Raw genomic sequence first — 15,546 nt, 5'->3', positions numbered from 1 at the left:
CTTGGCCAGGGTCACGTTCGCATCGAGGATTTTGTCCGTTGTTACGGCGTTGTCCACGATCTCGTCGGTGTTGACGGCATCGTCGGCTATCTTGTCGTTTGTCACTGCGTTGTCGGCCAATTCGTCCGTATCTATTCCATCGTCGGCCACGTCAAGGGTGAAGGGGTCCCCGGGCCCTGTTCCTCCCCCGGTGCGTACCAGTGATCCCCCGGCGGTGGCGTCCAGGACCTCGTTGCCGATAATTCCGTCGACCTCTGCGGCCGGAGCGGTTTCTTCCCATTGCGAGGTTGCCGCGTTCCACTGTATGATGTTGTTGTCCACGGTCCCGTCGGCTATCTTGGCCAGGGTCACGTTCGCATCGAGGATTTTGTCCGTTGTTACGGCGTTGTCCACGATCTCGTCGGTGTTGACGGCATCGTCGGCTATCTTGTCGTTTGTCACTGCGTTGTCGGCCAATTCGTCCGTATCTATTCCATCGTCGGCCACGTCAAGGGTGAAGGGGTCCCCGGGCCCTGTTCCTCCCCCGGTGCGTACCAGTGATCCCCCAGCGGTTGCATCAAGGACCTCGTTGCCCACAATACCATCATCTTCAGTTATGCCAAGGTCAGATTGATTGACCAGGACCCAACCTGTAGTTTCACCATCCCAACGTAAAAGTTGACCTGAGTTTTTGCCATCATCAAGTTTATCAAAGGTAATCGTCTTATTTTGAATTTGACCTCCAGTAATTGAAGATGGTTGGATGTGTAACGTGCCATTAATTGTAGAAGGTATAATATTATCAATACCCGAAATAAGGTTTACCTCAAAATTATAGTTGTCATCAGTTTGCGTGATTACCACAGTGCTATCCCGTGAAAACTGGTTAAACACTGCTTCTGTGCTCACGGTAAAAGAATTGTCCAGCGCTTCACAGATATTAATCCAATCCGTTCCATTATAGTAATGAATACAATCTGCATCGGTATTATAAACCAAAGCCCCGCGTAAAGGGGTAATCGTATTCATTTGGGCAGTGGTAACCCTGGTTATCACAAGCACCCTCGAAGAGCTTTCCAGCTCAAGAACGGAAGCGGGATTCAAGGTTTGCGGATTATCACCAATTTTTATTTGCCCTTTAAGGGAACCAATCATCAGTAGGCCAATAATCAGATGTACAAATTGCTTTTTCACAATGTCTGCTGTTTGAGGATTTTAACGCGTAATTCGCAAAACTATCGATATGTTTTAATAATTCTAATTATTACCGTCAAAATACCCTAGTTTGAAGGTGAATGGAAATGTATTTACGACTGCCTATCCACAGAATTAACAAAAGTTTAGAACAGGTTTATTTTTTTATATGGCCTTCAAGGGTTTTCTTTAGCTTCAACTAAACTTCAGTGGGTTATGAGAAAGATTATGGCACTATTGTTTTTTGCTATATTTTCTATGGTTTCGCTAGCTCAGGAAACTAGGCGGCCGCTAAGGGGAAAGGTGCTTTATAGAGGTGCCAATGTACCTAATGAAAACGTTATTAATGCTACGGCAGAAACAGCTACTATCACAAACGATGACGGGGAATTTTTAATTGATGTCAAAGATGGTGATCAACTGGTTTTTACAGCCGTGAACTATCAATTGGAAGTGATTAAAATTACTCCTGAAATTCTGCAGAAAAATAGATTGGTGGTCGAGGTGACCGAAAAAATCACAGAATTGGATGAGGTTGTGGTGACACCGGAAAACCAAGAAAAGTTTTTGCAAATACAAAATGAGGATTTCAAGGGGTTTGAATATGAAATTGATCGTGGTACGGAAGTGGAAAATATCGCTTTGTCCAGAACGGAGCGAGGAATGCAGGATGGACTTAATATCAAGAATATTTTTAAACTCTTATATAAAACTCTCACCAAGAAAAAAGAGGAAGAAGGAGGTGGAGAGCCTTTAAAGGTGAGTGAAATATTAAGACAAGTGTATGATGATGAATTTTTTGTTGTGGATTTGAAGCTTCCTAGGGACAAAATAGATGCATTTCTATACTATTGCGATGATAAGGTGCCTTCACAAATCCTTTTGCGGAAGCAAAATGAATTCCAATTGATTGACTTTTTGGTCACCCACAGTAAAACCTATTTGGCCGAGTTGGATGAGGAATAAGTTACTTTTCCTAGTATGGTGTTCGCTTACATTTTCGGGATTTTCCCAAAAGCAAACTGAAAAAGAACTAAAAGGAAGGGTTTATAGCCCTAATAAGGATGTTGTTGGTGTGGTTGTACAAAACGTGAGCGCTAATCACGCGGTTATTACAGATTTAAATGGAGACTTTTCCATTACCGTAAACAGAAATGATACCTTGGTTTTTTCAGCCGTTCAGTTCAAAAGAAAAGTACTTCAGGTTACCGAGGAGATTTATAATTCAAGATTTGTCACCATTCCCTTGGAAGAATTTGTCAATCAATTGGACGAAGTGGTGGTAAGACCGTATGACCTTACCGGAGATTTGAATCAGGATTTAATCGGGTTAAAACTTGAAAAAGATGTGAGTGCCGAGGCCTTGGGCTTACCAAATGCCCATGCCAAAATTCCCACGCAAAGCGAACGCAAACTACAGCAGGCTACTGCTGGAAAGTTTAATGTGGGAATGATTTTAACACCTCCATTGGATCCCTTGATAAACGCGATAACCGGTCGCACCAAAATGTTGAAAAACAGGGTTAAGGTTGATAAGACGTATGCCCGTACCCAAAGGGTGCAGGGGTTTTATGTAGATTCCTTGTTTGTAAGCACCTTGAAAATCCCCGTTGAGAAAATAGAGGATTTTATGTACTTCTGTGAAGTTGATGAAAAATTTCAGTCAGTAGTGGATTCACAGGACAAGCTGAAGATATGGGATTTTATGGTGGTCAAAAGTAGGGCCTATAGACGAAACAACAATCTGGATTAGTAATGCTCCATTCCAATACAAAGGCCGCGTTTATTGCTCTTTTATCGATTGGTAATGTAATGTATGCCCAAGAAGCAAGGGTCAAAGAAATCAAGGGAAGGGTTCGTAGTTCTGACAAAGATGTTGCAGGCATAGCGGTACAGAATATAAATTCTGCCAAAGCAGTGATTACAGATGCCAACGGTAATTTTTCCATTACAGCTAAGAACAATGATACTTTAGTATTTTCTGCTGTTCAATTCAAGAAGAAGGTAATCCATATTACCACAGACATATATAATTCTGGATTTATTGTCGTTCCCCTAGAAGAGTTCGTCAACAAGTTGGACGAGGTGGTTGTTCGACCTTATAATTTAACAGGTGACCTCAATCAAGATTTAAACGGTCTAAAGTTGGAAAAAGATGTAAGTGCAGAGGCTTTGGGCTTACCCAACGCAAGCGTTCGTGTTATCTCGCAAAGCGAGAACAAACTTCATGATGCTGATCATGGAAAATTTGTCTATTTATATGGTCTTGGATTCGCAATAAACGTCAATAAGATTCTGAATCGCTTAAGTGGGAGGACAAAGATGTTGAAGAAGCGGGTGCAATTGGATGAAAACTATGAAGTAATCAAAGGTGTTGAAGAAGAATATATCGATTCACTTTTTACCGATCATCTTAAAATTTCTCGAAACCAGTACCATGACTTTATGTATTATTGCCAAATGGATTCCGACTTTTACAATCTGGTCAAACAAGATGATGAATTAAAGTTTTGGGAGTTTTTAATCGAAAAGAGCAAAGTTTATCGTCAAAACAACAATATGGATTGATATGATTTGGCATGCCGTTTGCTAATTTTGGATTGTTGGATGATGTCATATCGAGCGCAGTCTAGATATCAATTTTAACGATTAAAATGTAACAAGAATTGAAAAATAAGGTCAATTACCATATGATGGGTTTGAAAATTGGAAAAGGAATGGCATTGTTACTTTTTGTGATGATGATGTTCTCATTTTCTACAGTACACAAATTTTATGTCAGTGTCACCAATGTAGTTTATTCAGAAAAAGATGAAGCATTACAAATAACTACCCGCATTTTTATTGATGACCTAGAACAAGTTTTGGAGGAGCGTTATGGCATAGACCCTGAACTTGCCACTGAGAAAGAATCTAAAATAGCTGATGAGTACATCAAAAAATATTTCAGGACAAAGTTTGCTATTGAATTGGATGGCGAAAACGCTAATTATACTTTCTTGGGCAAGCAATATGATAATGATGTGGTTATTTGCTATTTGGAAATACCCAAAGTAAATCTTGAAGATTTAAAGACTATATCCATCCAAAATGAAATTCTTACCGATTTATTCGAAGAACAGCAGAACATCGTCCATGTTAAATGGAAAGGAAACAAAAAGAGTTTTGTGTTGATTCGTGAGAATAATAAAGGAATGTTAAACTTCTAACCTTTCTTTAACGATTGGTTAAAAAAAAAGTATTTTTCACCGTTCAAAAATTGAAATAAAATGTTCAAAATCAAGTATTGTTTAGCTTCCATGCTGTTCCTTGTTGGTGCTTTGGCCATAGCACAGGAAGAAAGCGAGGAAAAAAGGGAGCCCGGCCACTATAATCAAAGTAAATTCAAACAATTGTACGAGGAGTTCTCAACTCCCAATACATATCGTTCAGCTTCTGGGGCACCTGGTCCTGATTATTATCAACAAAGAGCTGATTATAAAATGAATATTGTCTTGGATGACAAAAATGCCAAGATTAATGGTGTAGAGACCATCACCTATTACAACAATTCACCAGATGATTTGGAGTTTTTGTGGGTTCAATTAGATCAGAACGTTCGCGCAAAAGATTCCAAGTCCCCCTTACGTGATGGTAATGGTGTGAATTTCGCTTACACTGCCAGTAACTTTGCAAGCACCTACATTCAGGAACCTTTCGACGGTGGTTTTAATATTGAATATGTAAAAGATGCTAATGGCAAACCACTATCCTTTACCATCAATCAGACCATGATGAGGTTGAATATTCCAAAACCACTAAAAAGCGGTGAACAGATTTCATTTTCAATCAAGTGGTGGTACAACATCCCTGATCATACCGTGAATAGGGCACGTTCTGGCTATGAATATTTTGCAAAAGATGGTAACAGAGCTTACGTAATTGCCCAATTCTTTCCAAGAATGGCAGTCTACAGTGATGTTGAAGGATGGCAAAACCATCAATTTTGGGGGAGCGGTGAGTTCGCGCTTCCATTTGGTAACTACGACGTAAGCATTACTGTGCCTGCAGACCACATTCTGGATGCTACCGGGGTGCTTCAAAACAGGGACGATGTTTTCTCAAAGGAAATGATGAAGCGTTACAAGCAGGCCAAAAAATCTTACGACAAACCTGTTCTTATTGTAACTCAAGAAGAGGCTGAAGCAGCTGAAAAAGGCTTTTCAGATAAAACGAAAACATGGAAATTCAAGGCGACCAATGTTCGCGATTATGGTTTTGCTACTTCAAGAAAGTTTATATGGGATATGCAGGCTGTTAAGATAGGAGGCAAGGATGTGATGGCTGTTTCCATGTATCCGAAAGAAGGAAACCCACTTTGGGAAGAGCAATCCACAAAAGCGGTTGTACAAACCTTAAAGACGTATTCCAAGCACACCTTTGATTATCCTTATCACAAGGCCATCTCTGTTCATGCCAAAAATCAAGGAATGGAATATCCTATGATTTGCTGGAATTATGGACGACCAAATGAAGATGGAACTTATTCCGATAGAACAAAATACGGAATGATTAGTGTTATTATTCACGAAGTAGGTCACAACTTCTTCCCAATGATTGTTAATTCCGATGAACGCCAATGGGGTTGGATGGATGAAGGTTTGGATACTTTTATGCAATATCTGGCAGAACAGGAATTTGGTAAAAACTACCCAGAAGTCATAGCACCTAATACAAAGTACCCATCCCGCAGAGGTGAAGCGGCGAAAATAGTTCCTTATATGGCCGGAGACCAGAGCTATATTTCTCCAATCATGTCCAACCCAGAGAATGTCTACCAATTGGGTCCAAATGCTTATGGCAAACCAGCTACAGCTTTGAACATTCTTAGAGAAACGGTGATGGGAGAGGAATTGTTTGACCATGCCTTTAAAACCTATGCACAACGTTGGAAGTTTAAACACCCTACACCTGAGGATTTCTTCCGTACTATGGAAGATGCCTCCGCTGTGGATCTGGATTGGTACTGGAGAGGATGGTTCTATACTACAGACTATGTGGACATAGGTGTTAAAGGAGTTAAAAAGTACTATGTTTCCAGCAAGCCCACCAAGCAAATGGAAAAATATATGGCCGATAGAAACTTAACGGAATCTGATTTGCCCCCATTGGTATATTTGGCTGAAGAGGACAGTGAGGATTACTACCCTGATTTAAAAGGAAAATTTCCTAGTGCAACATCCCAAAACCTCAAAGAATTTATGATGGATAAGCTTACCGAGGCGGAAAGAGGACAGATAAAAGAACCAAAATACTTCTACGAAATCACTTTCGATAAGCCGGGAGGTATTCCAATGCCTTTGATTGTGGAATATACCTACGCTGACGGGAGCAAGGAAAACATTACCTACCCTGCTGAAATTTGGAGAAAGAACGATGCTGAGGTAAGAAGGGTACTGGCATCTCAGAAAGAATTGGTCGGTATTGTGGTTGACCCAAAATTGGAAACTGCCGATATTGATACCACCAACAATTCTTGGCCAATTAAAGAAGAAAAGTCTGATTTTGATAAGTTCAAAGAAAATATCAAGGGAAAATAAATCATGCTAATTACTAAAAAAGCCCCGTGATTTCACGGGGCTTTTTTTATTTTCCAACCAACTTCTCATTATATTTGCTTTATGCATTTTCTATTTATCAGTGGTGGCGAGATTTTTTTCATCCTCTTTGTTGTGGTAATGGTATTTGGTGCCGATAAAATTCCAGGCATAGCCAAAGGCTTGGGGAAAGGTATGCGCCAATTGCGTGATGCAACGGATGATATTAAGCGCGAAATCCAAAAAAGTGCAGAAAAACAGGGTATTGATACTGACTTTACAAAGGATATCCGCAATGAATTGAACGAAGTAAAAAAGAATGTGGATGAAGTTACTGGTGCCGTTAAAAGGAGCACAAAGTAACCATGTTCGAAAGATTACTTCAATGGGATCAAGATACTTTTGTTTACCTTAATTCCCTTGGTACAGAAAGGTTTGATACTTTCTGGGTAATTGCCACAGAAATCAAAAGTTGGATTCCTCTTTTTCTACTGTTTTTACTGCTATTTATTCTCAAGTTTCCTCGGAAAAAAGCTTTTTTTCAAATTGTTTTACTGTCTTTGTTCGCATTCTTCATTACATTTTTGACCCATCTAATCAAAATTTGGGTGAAGAGACCTCGTCCCTGTAATGATGAGACCTTGAATTCTTTTATTCGGATATTGAAGACCCCTTCGGATTACAGTTTCTTCTCAGGACATGCGGCAAGTTCGTTTGCCATAGCCATGCTGACATACTTACTACTTCGTGAAAGGGTAAAATGGGCTTGGATTTTCTTTCTCTGGCCTTTGCTGTTTTCCTATAGTAGAATATATGTGGGAGTCCACTTTCCGTTAGATGTTTTAGTAGGAGCTCTAGTCGGAAGCCTTTCTGCATTACTTTTTTACAAGATTTACCTGCGATTTATAGCACCCTTGACAAAGTAAGTCCATCCCTTATAGGAAGAAGGACCGTTTCAACTCTTTCATCATTTTTTAACTTGGCGTTGTATTCCAAAAGAGCAGCTGTGGCCTTATCCGATTTGGCAACAGGTTCAACCACTTTTCCCGACCACAATACATTATCCGAAAGAATTGTACTACCGGATTTTGTTTTTTGAATTACTGCTTCAAAATAGGCGTCATAGTTTACTTTTTGTGCATCAATAAACACAAGGTCAAAGCATATATCAAGTGATGGAATTATATCCAAAGCATCCCCTGTATGCTGAATAATCTGTTTCCCAAAACCGCTTTTATCAAAATATTTACGCTGCATTTGATGAAGTTCTTCGTTGATTTCAATGGTATGAAGTTCCCCGCCCTTTTGCAATCCTTCTGCCAAACAGATAGCGGAATATCCAGTGTAGGTGCCTATTTCAAGAATATTTTTGGGAGCGATTAACTTTGATAGCAAACTCAATACCCTACCTTGAAAATGACCTGTGATCATTCTTGGCTGAATAACCTTTAAATGAGTTTCTCTTGTAAGCTCTGTCAACAAAGGAGGTTCGGCTTCTGAGTTGTCCGAAATATAATTTTCCAACAGAGGAGATAGGAAATGCATGCGTAAATTTTCGTAAAAATATGGAAAAGAACTACATTGGATTTCTATTTGTTTAATGATTTGATATGGCATTGACCGATTTTATTTTAAGAGAAGCTACTCTTGCTGATTTGCCCGTGCTCCTTGGTTTTGAACAAGAGCTTATAAAGGCAGAAAGACCTTTTGATTGCACTATAAGAGAAGACCCAGTAAGCTATTATGACATTGGACAAATGATTCCAGATGAGAATTCTTGTGTAGTGGTGGTAGAACATGATGGAAACATTGTAGCATCAGGCTATGCGCAATCAAGACGCGCAAGGCATTATCTGGACCATGAATACTACTCCTATCTTGGTTTTATGTTTACCCTTCCTGAATTTCGAGGAAAGGGACTGAATTCCGAAATTATAAAAGCTCTTAAAGATTGGTCAGCCAAAAAAGGGCTTAAGGAAATGCGCCTTACCGTATACGATGAAAATTTCCCGGCTATAAAAGCATATGAAAAGGTGGGCTTTAAAAAGCACATTATTGAGATGAGACTAGAATAATTTGACCAGAAGAAGTAGTTTTACCAATACTCATTTGAAACCGTTTTAGTTATGACATTTCAAAACACTTTGGAGTTTGCACAGCAGTTGGATGCCAAAGATTCCCTATCCAAATACAGAAATGAATTTCATTATCCCCAAGTGGCCGGTAAAGAGGTGATTTATTTTACAGGAAACTCTTTGGGACTACAACCTAAACGGACTCAAAAATACGTGGATGAGGTCATGAAAGACTGGCGGGAGCTAGCTGTTGAAGGGCATTTTTATGCAGAGAAACCTTGGTGGGATTATCACGAGCGTCTGGCCAATGGTTTGGCAAAAGTTGTTGGTGCAAAACCGGGAGAAATTTCTGTGATGAATACCCTCACCGTGAACCTTCATTTGTTGATGGTTTCATTTTATAGACCTACCCAGAAAAGATTTAAGATTCTTTGCGAGGAAAAAGCCTTTCCCTCAGATCAGTATATGCTACAAAGTCAGGTAAGGTTTCATGGCTTTGACCCTAAGGATGCCATAGTGGAGGTCAAAAAAAGAAAAGGCGAACATTTTTGGAGAAAGGAGGATATCTTACAAAAAATTGAAGAGACTGGTGATGAACTAGCCTTGGTGCTGATTGGCGGTGTCAACTATTACAACGGGCAGGTATTTGATATGGGAACCATTACAAAAGCTGGAAAAGCGGCTGGAGCTTTGGTTGGTTGGGATTTAGCCCATGCAGCAGGAAATGTAGCTTTGAAATTACATGATTGGGATGTGGACTTTGCCGCTTGGTGCAGTTATAAATATATGAACAGTGGGCCAGGAAATGCATCTGGGATTTTTGTTCACGAACAACATCTAGGTAAAAAAAACCTCCCTCGGTTTGAGGGTTGGTGGGGAACCAAAAAAGAAACCCGTTTTTTGATGGAGCCAGAGTTTGACCCAATAGACACAGCAGATGCATGGCAGTTGAGCAATCCTCCCATACTTTCATTGGCACCATACTTAGCTTCGTTGGAATTATTTGATGAGGTGGGGATGGAAGCTTTAATCCAAAAACAGCAAAGAATAGTATCCTATTTGGAGTTTGTACTTCACGAAATCGATAAGGCAGTTGCCAGTTCTTTTGAAATTATAACACCAAATGAACGAGGTTGCCAGCTTTCGGTATTTCTGCATGGAGAAGGCAGGGCTTTGTTCGATCATTTAATGAAAAATGGAGTAATCACGGATTGGCGCGAACCGAATGTGATTAGATTGGCCCCAGCTCCCTTTTATTGCTCGTTTACTGATATGTATAGGTTTGGGCAAATCTTGAAAAGTGGAATCCTAAACAAGTGATTGGGTATATTTTGATTTTAAATACGCACTGGGCGTTACCCCATGGTATTTTTTGAACTGCTTGGTGAAGTAAGAGGGGTCGTTAAATCCTGAATTGTACATTACCTCGGCAATCACATTATTGCTCTCATTGAAAGCTTCCATGGCCTTTTCAATACGATATTCATTTACAAAATCAATAAACCTTCGATGGGTCATTTTTTTGAAAAAGCGGCAAAAAGAATTGGCGGTGTAACCCAATTGAGAAGCAATATGTTCTACTGAAATTTGCTTTGAATAGTTATTGTTTACATATTCAAAAATTTCCTCTAAGTGATCAATATCAGCCTTTTTATACCTGTTGATCTCGTAAGAATCAAATAGGCATTCATACGTGCCATATTTACTTAGATAGTCCAAAATAGTCAATAGGTTGATCAACTTTCCTTGATTATCCAATGTGCTAAATTGTCTGAAGTTATCCCACAGCGCATCTTTGGTCTTTGAATCAAAGATGAGTACTTGTCGTGAGTCTTGTATCAAACGTTTTATCCCCAATAATTCTGGAAAAACTTTTAGTTTATCCGCTAAAAACTCCTTTCTAAATTGAATGACTACCTCTAAGTTGTCTCCATGGTCTTTATTTCCAAAATCGGCATGGGGAATGTTTCCACCTAGAAAAACCAAGGTGCCTTTGGTGTAATTCATTTTTTTGGAACCCACTTGCAAACAACCACCCCCATTTTTAACAAAAACCAATTCAAATTCGGGGTGAATATGCCATCCAGCAGATTGGCAATAGCTGGAGTTATTATAGCTTTCCACTTTTAAAGAAGCACCGTTTTGCAGATTTATAGCTTCAAGAATAGGTTTCATATGGTAAAATTATCTAATTATGACATCTAAACAACAATAAATGAATAAAATGACTTATTTATGGAATAATCTATTATATGGGGCATTGGCAAATCCTTAGTTATTTTGCGTGCAACAGTATAAGTCACCAATGAAATCATTACAACTAATTTTTTCCAATCCGCGTTACTTTGCTCCCGCGTTCGTTTTCACAAGCCTAAACATTTGGTTTGGGACTTGGGCCATTTATATTCCATCGGTCAAGGAAAGACTGGAGATTGATAAGGCTGATCTGGGAATTGCCATTTTTTGCCTTTCATTGGGTGTATTTACCATATTTCCCGTTGCCTCCAAGATAATTAACAAATTCGGTGTAGGCAGAACAACATGGTATGGCGTTTTACTTTGCAGTATTACTGCACTATTCCCATTGTTGGCCCCTAACTATTATCTTTTAATGCTGGCGTTGTTCGTTTTTGGTGCATCAAATGGACTCACAGATATTGCTATGAACACTTTGGTCACTGAAATTGAAAAGAAGGACAAAGAAAATTTTATGTCGGCGGCACATGGGTTTTTCAGTCTGGGTGGTGTAATTGTTGGGCTAGGGAGTTTTTTAATACCGTTCATAGGAAATCCGGCCTTGCACATGGCCGTAACGGTTCTTTTGGTTTTGGCAATAAACATGTTTTTTTATAAAAACTATATTAATATAACCGCGGCACAGGTAGATCAAGAACAGTTCAGTCTAAAGTTGCTTAAGCCCCTTTTTTTATTGGGAATTATTGCATTTGTGACCATGGGAAGTGAAGGTGCCATTATTGATTGGAGCGGTCTCTACCTTAAAGAGGTTACATTGGCCCCAGAAGCTTTTATAGGCTCTGGTTTTTTGGCCTTTTCAATTGCTATGACCTTGGGCCGATTTTTAGGAGATGGCATAAGTGCAAAAATAGGATCGGTAAATATTGTCGTGTTAGGAGCAATTATTGCTACGGTAGGTTATGTTTTAGTATTATCTGAATACACGTTACTTGCCATTTTAGGATTTGCACTTAACGGTCTCGGGTTCTCGGTGATTATTCCTGAGCTTTTTCGTATCGGTGGAAATGTAAAGGGAGTTGAATCCGCCAAAGGGGTTTCCTTTATTGCGGGGACTGGGTATTTGGGGTTTTTGATGGGTCCCGTTATTTTAGGGTTTATTGCTGAGGAATCTTCTTTAAAACATAGTTTTTTTGCTCTAACAGGATGCGTGCTTTTGGTACTGGGGGTAACAGCCTTATTGAGAAAAAGCAAATCTTAAAAAATCACTGCTTGACCTCTAAATCAGTGAAATTCAAACTAAAAGAACCTTCTGCCATTCTATGGTCTTGGGCAAGTAGAAGCCCTTCAATTTCTACATAATCCTCCCAAGTTGTGGTCATAGATGGTTCAGGTTGATTTGCCTTTCTAAAAACCCATTCACGGATGATATGATCATCACCAAAATAAAAATCATAGGCGTCACCAGGGGTGTATCCACCCTCACTACCATAAACAATGGTTAATTTTTGTATCGGTTTTTGACTGATGGGAGCTTTTTCATTCTCTGAATGCTCAAAAGTATAGTTATTGGAGTCCCATATTAAGTTAAACGGGGCCAAAACCCAATAACGATCATTAATAAAACCTGCATTCGCTTTGGTGGCAATGCTGTCCATCGATTTCCGATTATAAACCAATGTGTCATTTTTCGAAATGGAGACAACATCGTTAGTTTTGGGTTTCCATATCCAAGTACGTTCAAGGTGAGTAGTATCCCGGTCTACGTTAAATGTAAAGGTGAATTCTTTGACCGATTTCCAGTTTTCGAAACCATGGGCATAAGCAATTTTTTCAGCTATGGTAGGTTCGTCGAATGCTTTTTCAACCTTTTTGGGCTCCGTTTTACAACTGATAAATAGCCAAAGTGATGAGAGTACTAAGAAGGAAACAGTTTTCATGTGCTTTTTTTTCAAATGTAACTCGATTTTAATTTATATTAGGAATAAATCTGTTGCATATCTAAACTGATTCACTAACCACAACCCCTTCTGAGTGACTTTTTTAAAAAGACTGTTTCTAATTCTTATAAATAATCTCGATAAGAAACCATTGGAAACAGACGACCCGTATGCCCATTTAACAGATGAGGAGCTGGTAAAAAAGATTGTCGCCAACAACAATCCACTGCTGTTTGGTAAGCTGTATGACCGGTATGCAAAAATGGTCTACAACAAGTGTTATGGATTTGCAAAGTCGCAAGATGAAGCAGAAGACTTAACCCAGGACGTTTTTTTGCAGCTGTTTATAAAACTGAAGATGTTCAAAGGAAAATCCAAGTTTTCAACTTGGCTTTACTCTTTTACCTATAATTTCTGTGTAAACTACGTAAACAGGAATAAGCAAAGAAAAATGAGCGATAAATCGGTACCAGTTGAAGATTCAGAATATAAATTGACCGTTGAAGTGCCCGACGATAGCCTTTTTGAAATGAAGGCCAGTAAGTTAAAGGAGGCCTTGGAACTGATATCACCAGAAGATAAATCCATTTTGTTGTTAAAATATCAAGATGGAGCATCGATAAAAGACCTTGTGGCCCTTATGGAAATAGGGGAGAGCGCAATAAAAATGCGTCTCAAGAGAGCAAAAGAAAAACTAGTGGAAATGTATAACACCTTACCATAGATGGCAAAGAAGAAAAGAAATCCATTTAGGGAATTGGAAGCTTCATTAAAAGAAGTTCCACCTGGTATGAAGAAAAAGGTAATGAACGACATTGCAGCGGCAAAGTTGATCCTCGATCTAGCGTCATTGTTTTCTTTCAATGTGGGCTCTGCTTTGCGGAAACTCTTTAAAACTTTTGGAAATAACTAATCTGAACGAACACTTAAAAAACTACGAATATGGAAACTATTAACGAATGGAAAAATCTGACTTTCGATTCCCTTGCCACCATGGGAAGGGATATTGCCATGGCCTTGCCAAAGATAATCGGCGCACTGATAGTTCTTTTAATCGGTTGGCTTGTTACCAGAATTATCCTTTTTATTTTGGGTAAAGTTCTAAAATTGGCAAAAACAGATGCCTTGAGCGAAAAAATCAATGAGATGGATTTATTTGGCAGAGGTGATTTTAAAATTGATATCATAAAGGTCATACTCGGATTTGTCAAATGGTTCTTGTTGTTGGTTTTCTTGATCGTGGCCGCCGATATTCTAAGCTGGGAGATCATTTCTACGGAAATAGGAAATCTACTTCGCTATTTGCCCAGATTATTCAGTGCTTTAGCGTTGATCATGATAGGACTATACATTGGAAACTTTGTAAAAAAGACAGTAAAAAAGCTGTTCGATTCCCTCGAATTCGGAGGATCTAATTTAGTGAGCAACCTATTGTTTTACATCATCGTAATTTTTATTTCCATTACGGCATTGAATCAGGCGGGAATAGACACTTCTATCATTACCAATAACATTACCATGATTTTGGGAGCTTTCTTGCTGGCCTTTGCATTAGGGCTAGGGTTAGGTTCAAGGGATATCATCACTGACCTTTTAAGGTCGTTCTACACCCGAAGAACTTTTGCTGTGGGTGACAAGGTAGTCATTGGAAAATATTCAGGAACTATTGAAGCCATAGAAAACAACTCATTGACTTTGATTACTAAAGATGGGAAATTTGTAATCCCTATTAAAGATGTGGTGTCGAAAAAAGTTGAGATTAAATCCTAATAAATCTTGATTTTGAAAAGGTCGTTTTAAGGTACATGAAACTTCTAGGGAATTTGATTAATTTTGAAACTTTCAAAAGCTAAAGAATGAGTTCAAAAAAAGGGAAAGTTCAAGAGTTGATTCAAGAAAAATTACTGGAAGAACGTAAAGTGTTTTTGTGGGGAATGGTAGATGATGATTCAGCAAAACATGTAATAGATCGCCTGCTTTACTTGGATCTTCAAAATAATAAAGAAATCCAACTGATTATCAATAGCCCTGGAGGGTATGTTACTTCAGGTTTTGCGATTTATGATACCATAAAACAAATTAAAAGCCCGGTTTCGACCGTTTGTTCAGGTTTGGCCGCTTCAATGGGTTCTATTTTGTTATCTGTTGGGGAAAAGGGAAGACGTTTTATTCAGCCACATGCGAGGGTGATGATTCATCAACCTAGCGGAGGAGCTCAGGGGCAAGCCTCCAATATCGAGATTCAGGCTAAAGAAATCATAAAGACAAAAGAACTCGGTGCCAAGATTTTGGCTGAAAACTGTGACCAAGATTTTGACAAGGTGATGAAGGATTTTGATCGCGACTATTGGATGGGAGCAGAAGAATCTATTGAATACGGTATTGTTGACGGTATTCTAGAATAAGATATTATTGCATAACCCTTAAAAAGGGAAAAAGTCCTTCATAAAAGTTATGAAGGACTTTTTGCATATATATGGACGCCTGAGCGGAATATTTTCTTTATATACGTCAATCTTAGTGCCAAAAGTCTTGAGGTAAATGTTAAAAAATATAAAAATAAATTTAAGATGGTGTTTCTGATCATCT

17 protein-coding genes and 1 pseudogene are annotated in these 15,546 nt (G+C 39.0%); 14 read left to right on the top strand and 4 right to left on the bottom strand.

Translation table 11 applies throughout. The annotated features are described in order from the left end of the window. A pseudogene (locus E4661_RS08295) lies at nt 1-1,134 on the bottom strand (hypothetical protein); the annotation flags it as partial. A 255-nt stretch (nt 1,135-1,389) separates the two neighbouring features. Here E4661_RS08295 and E4661_RS08290 point away from each other — a divergent pair. The 7 genes from E4661_RS08290 (at nt 1,390) to E4661_RS08260 (ending at nt 7,675) form a co-directional block, all read left to right on the top strand. Next, a complete protein-coding gene (locus E4661_RS08290; RefSeq protein ID WP_136466365.1) occupies nt 1,390-2,139 on the top strand; it encodes a carboxypeptidase-like regulatory domain-containing protein in 750 nt (249 codons plus the stop codon). Beyond that, nucleotides 2,129-2,926, top strand: coding sequence for a carboxypeptidase-like regulatory domain-containing protein (locus E4661_RS08285; RefSeq protein ID WP_136466364.1), 798 nt, complete (start codon nt 2,129-2,131; stop codon nt 2,924-2,926). Before E4661_RS08290 ends, E4661_RS08285 begins: the two co-directional genes overlap by 11 nt. A gap of 2 nt (nt 2,927-2,928) precedes the next feature. After that, a complete protein-coding gene (locus E4661_RS08280) occupies nt 2,929-3,741 on the top strand; it encodes a carboxypeptidase-like regulatory domain-containing protein (RefSeq protein ID WP_240751434.1) in 813 nt (270 codons plus the stop codon). 149 nt (nt 3,742-3,890) lie between these two features. After that, nucleotides 3,891-4,382, top strand: a complete 492-nt coding sequence (locus tag E4661_RS08275; RefSeq protein ID WP_240751433.1) for a DUF6702 family protein — start codon at nt 3,891-3,893, stop codon at nt 4,380-4,382. A 60-nt stretch (nt 4,383-4,442) separates the two neighbouring features. Next, nucleotides 4,443-6,752 (top strand): M1 family metallopeptidase, encoded by a 2,310-nt coding sequence (locus E4661_RS08270; protein WP_136466363.1) that lies wholly within the window; start codon nt 4,443-4,445, stop codon nt 6,750-6,752. Between the two features lie 81 nt (nt 6,753-6,833). Then, nucleotides 6,834-7,112, top strand: coding sequence for a Sec-independent protein translocase subunit TatA/TatB (locus E4661_RS08265; protein ID WP_136466362.1), 279 nt, complete (start codon nt 6,834-6,836; stop codon nt 7,110-7,112). Nucleotides 7,113-7,114: 2 nt separating this feature from the next. Further along, nucleotides 7,115-7,675 (top strand): phosphatase PAP2 family protein, encoded by a 561-nt coding sequence (locus tag E4661_RS08260; RefSeq protein ID WP_136466361.1) that lies wholly within the window; start codon nt 7,115-7,117, stop codon nt 7,673-7,675. Here the strand turns inward: E4661_RS08260 and E4661_RS08255 are convergent. Further along, nucleotides 7,653-8,294, bottom strand: coding sequence for an O-methyltransferase (locus E4661_RS08255; RefSeq protein WP_136466360.1), 642 nt, complete (start codon nt 8,292-8,294; stop codon nt 7,653-7,655). The genes E4661_RS08260 and E4661_RS08255 overlap by 23 nt on opposite strands. Nucleotides 8,295-8,359: 65 nt before the next feature. On the opposite strand from E4661_RS08255, the gene E4661_RS08250 reads away from it, so the two are divergent. After that, nucleotides 8,360-8,824, top strand: coding sequence for a GNAT family N-acetyltransferase (locus tag E4661_RS08250; protein WP_136466359.1), 465 nt, complete (start codon nt 8,360-8,362; stop codon nt 8,822-8,824). A 51-nt stretch (nt 8,825-8,875) separates the two neighbouring features. Continuing rightward, entirely contained in the window at nt 8,876-10,144 is a 1,269-nt protein-coding gene (gene kynU, locus E4661_RS08245) for a kynureninase (protein WP_136466358.1), read from the top strand. Here kynU and E4661_RS08240 read toward each other — a convergent pair. Next, nucleotides 10,133-10,999 carry an AraC family transcriptional regulator gene (locus E4661_RS08240; protein WP_136466357.1) on the bottom strand — a complete coding sequence of 289 codons (867 nt, stop codon included), beginning with the start codon at nt 10,997-10,999 and terminating at the stop codon, nt 10,133-10,135. The genes kynU and E4661_RS08240 overlap by 12 nt on opposite strands. Nucleotides 11,000-11,129: 130 nt before the next feature. Between E4661_RS08240 and E4661_RS08235 the strand changes: the two genes are divergently transcribed. Then, the gene (locus E4661_RS08235) at nt 11,130-12,278 is read left to right on the top strand and encodes an MFS transporter (RefSeq protein WP_136466356.1); all 1,149 of its coding nucleotides are present in this window, start codon (nt 11,130-11,132) and stop codon (nt 12,276-12,278) included. A 4-nt stretch (nt 12,279-12,282) separates the two neighbouring features. On the opposite strand, the gene E4661_RS08230 is transcribed toward E4661_RS08235, so the two are convergent. Continuing rightward, the gene (locus E4661_RS08230; RefSeq protein WP_136466355.1) at nt 12,283-12,957 is read right to left on the bottom strand and encodes a hypothetical protein; all 675 of its coding nucleotides are present in this window, start codon (nt 12,955-12,957) and stop codon (nt 12,283-12,285) included. A 94-nt stretch (nt 12,958-13,051) separates the two neighbouring features. On the opposite strand from E4661_RS08230, the gene E4661_RS08225 reads away from it, so the two are divergent. The 4 genes from E4661_RS08225 to E4661_RS08210 all read left to right on the top strand — a co-directional run bounded on the left by E4661_RS08225 (nt 13,052) and on the right by E4661_RS08210 (nt 15,362). Continuing rightward, complete coding sequence (locus E4661_RS08225; RefSeq protein ID WP_136466354.1) at nt 13,052-13,681, top strand: RNA polymerase sigma factor; 630 nt, start codon at nt 13,052-13,054, stop codon at nt 13,679-13,681. Next, complete coding sequence (locus E4661_RS08220; protein WP_136466353.1) at nt 13,682-13,870, top strand: hypothetical protein; 189 nt, start codon at nt 13,682-13,684, stop codon at nt 13,868-13,870. A 29-nt stretch (nt 13,871-13,899) separates the two neighbouring features. Further along, nucleotides 13,900-14,727, top strand: a complete 828-nt coding sequence (locus E4661_RS08215; protein ID WP_136466352.1) for a mechanosensitive ion channel family protein — start codon at nt 13,900-13,902, stop codon at nt 14,725-14,727. 86 nt (nt 14,728-14,813) lie between these two features. Continuing rightward, on the top strand, nt 14,814-15,362 hold the full coding sequence (locus tag E4661_RS08210; protein WP_136466351.1) for a ClpP family protease: 549 nt from the start codon (nt 14,814-14,816) through the stop codon (nt 15,360-15,362). Nucleotides 15,363-15,546 lie beyond the last annotated feature (184 nt).

Origin of the sequence: Flagellimonas onchidii (genome assembly GCF_004804315.1) — a bacterium.
Lineage (GTDB): Bacteria > Bacteroidota > Bacteroidia > Flavobacteriales > Flavobacteriaceae > Flagellimonas > Flagellimonas onchidii.
This window is presented reverse-complemented; position numbering and strand designations above follow the sequence as displayed.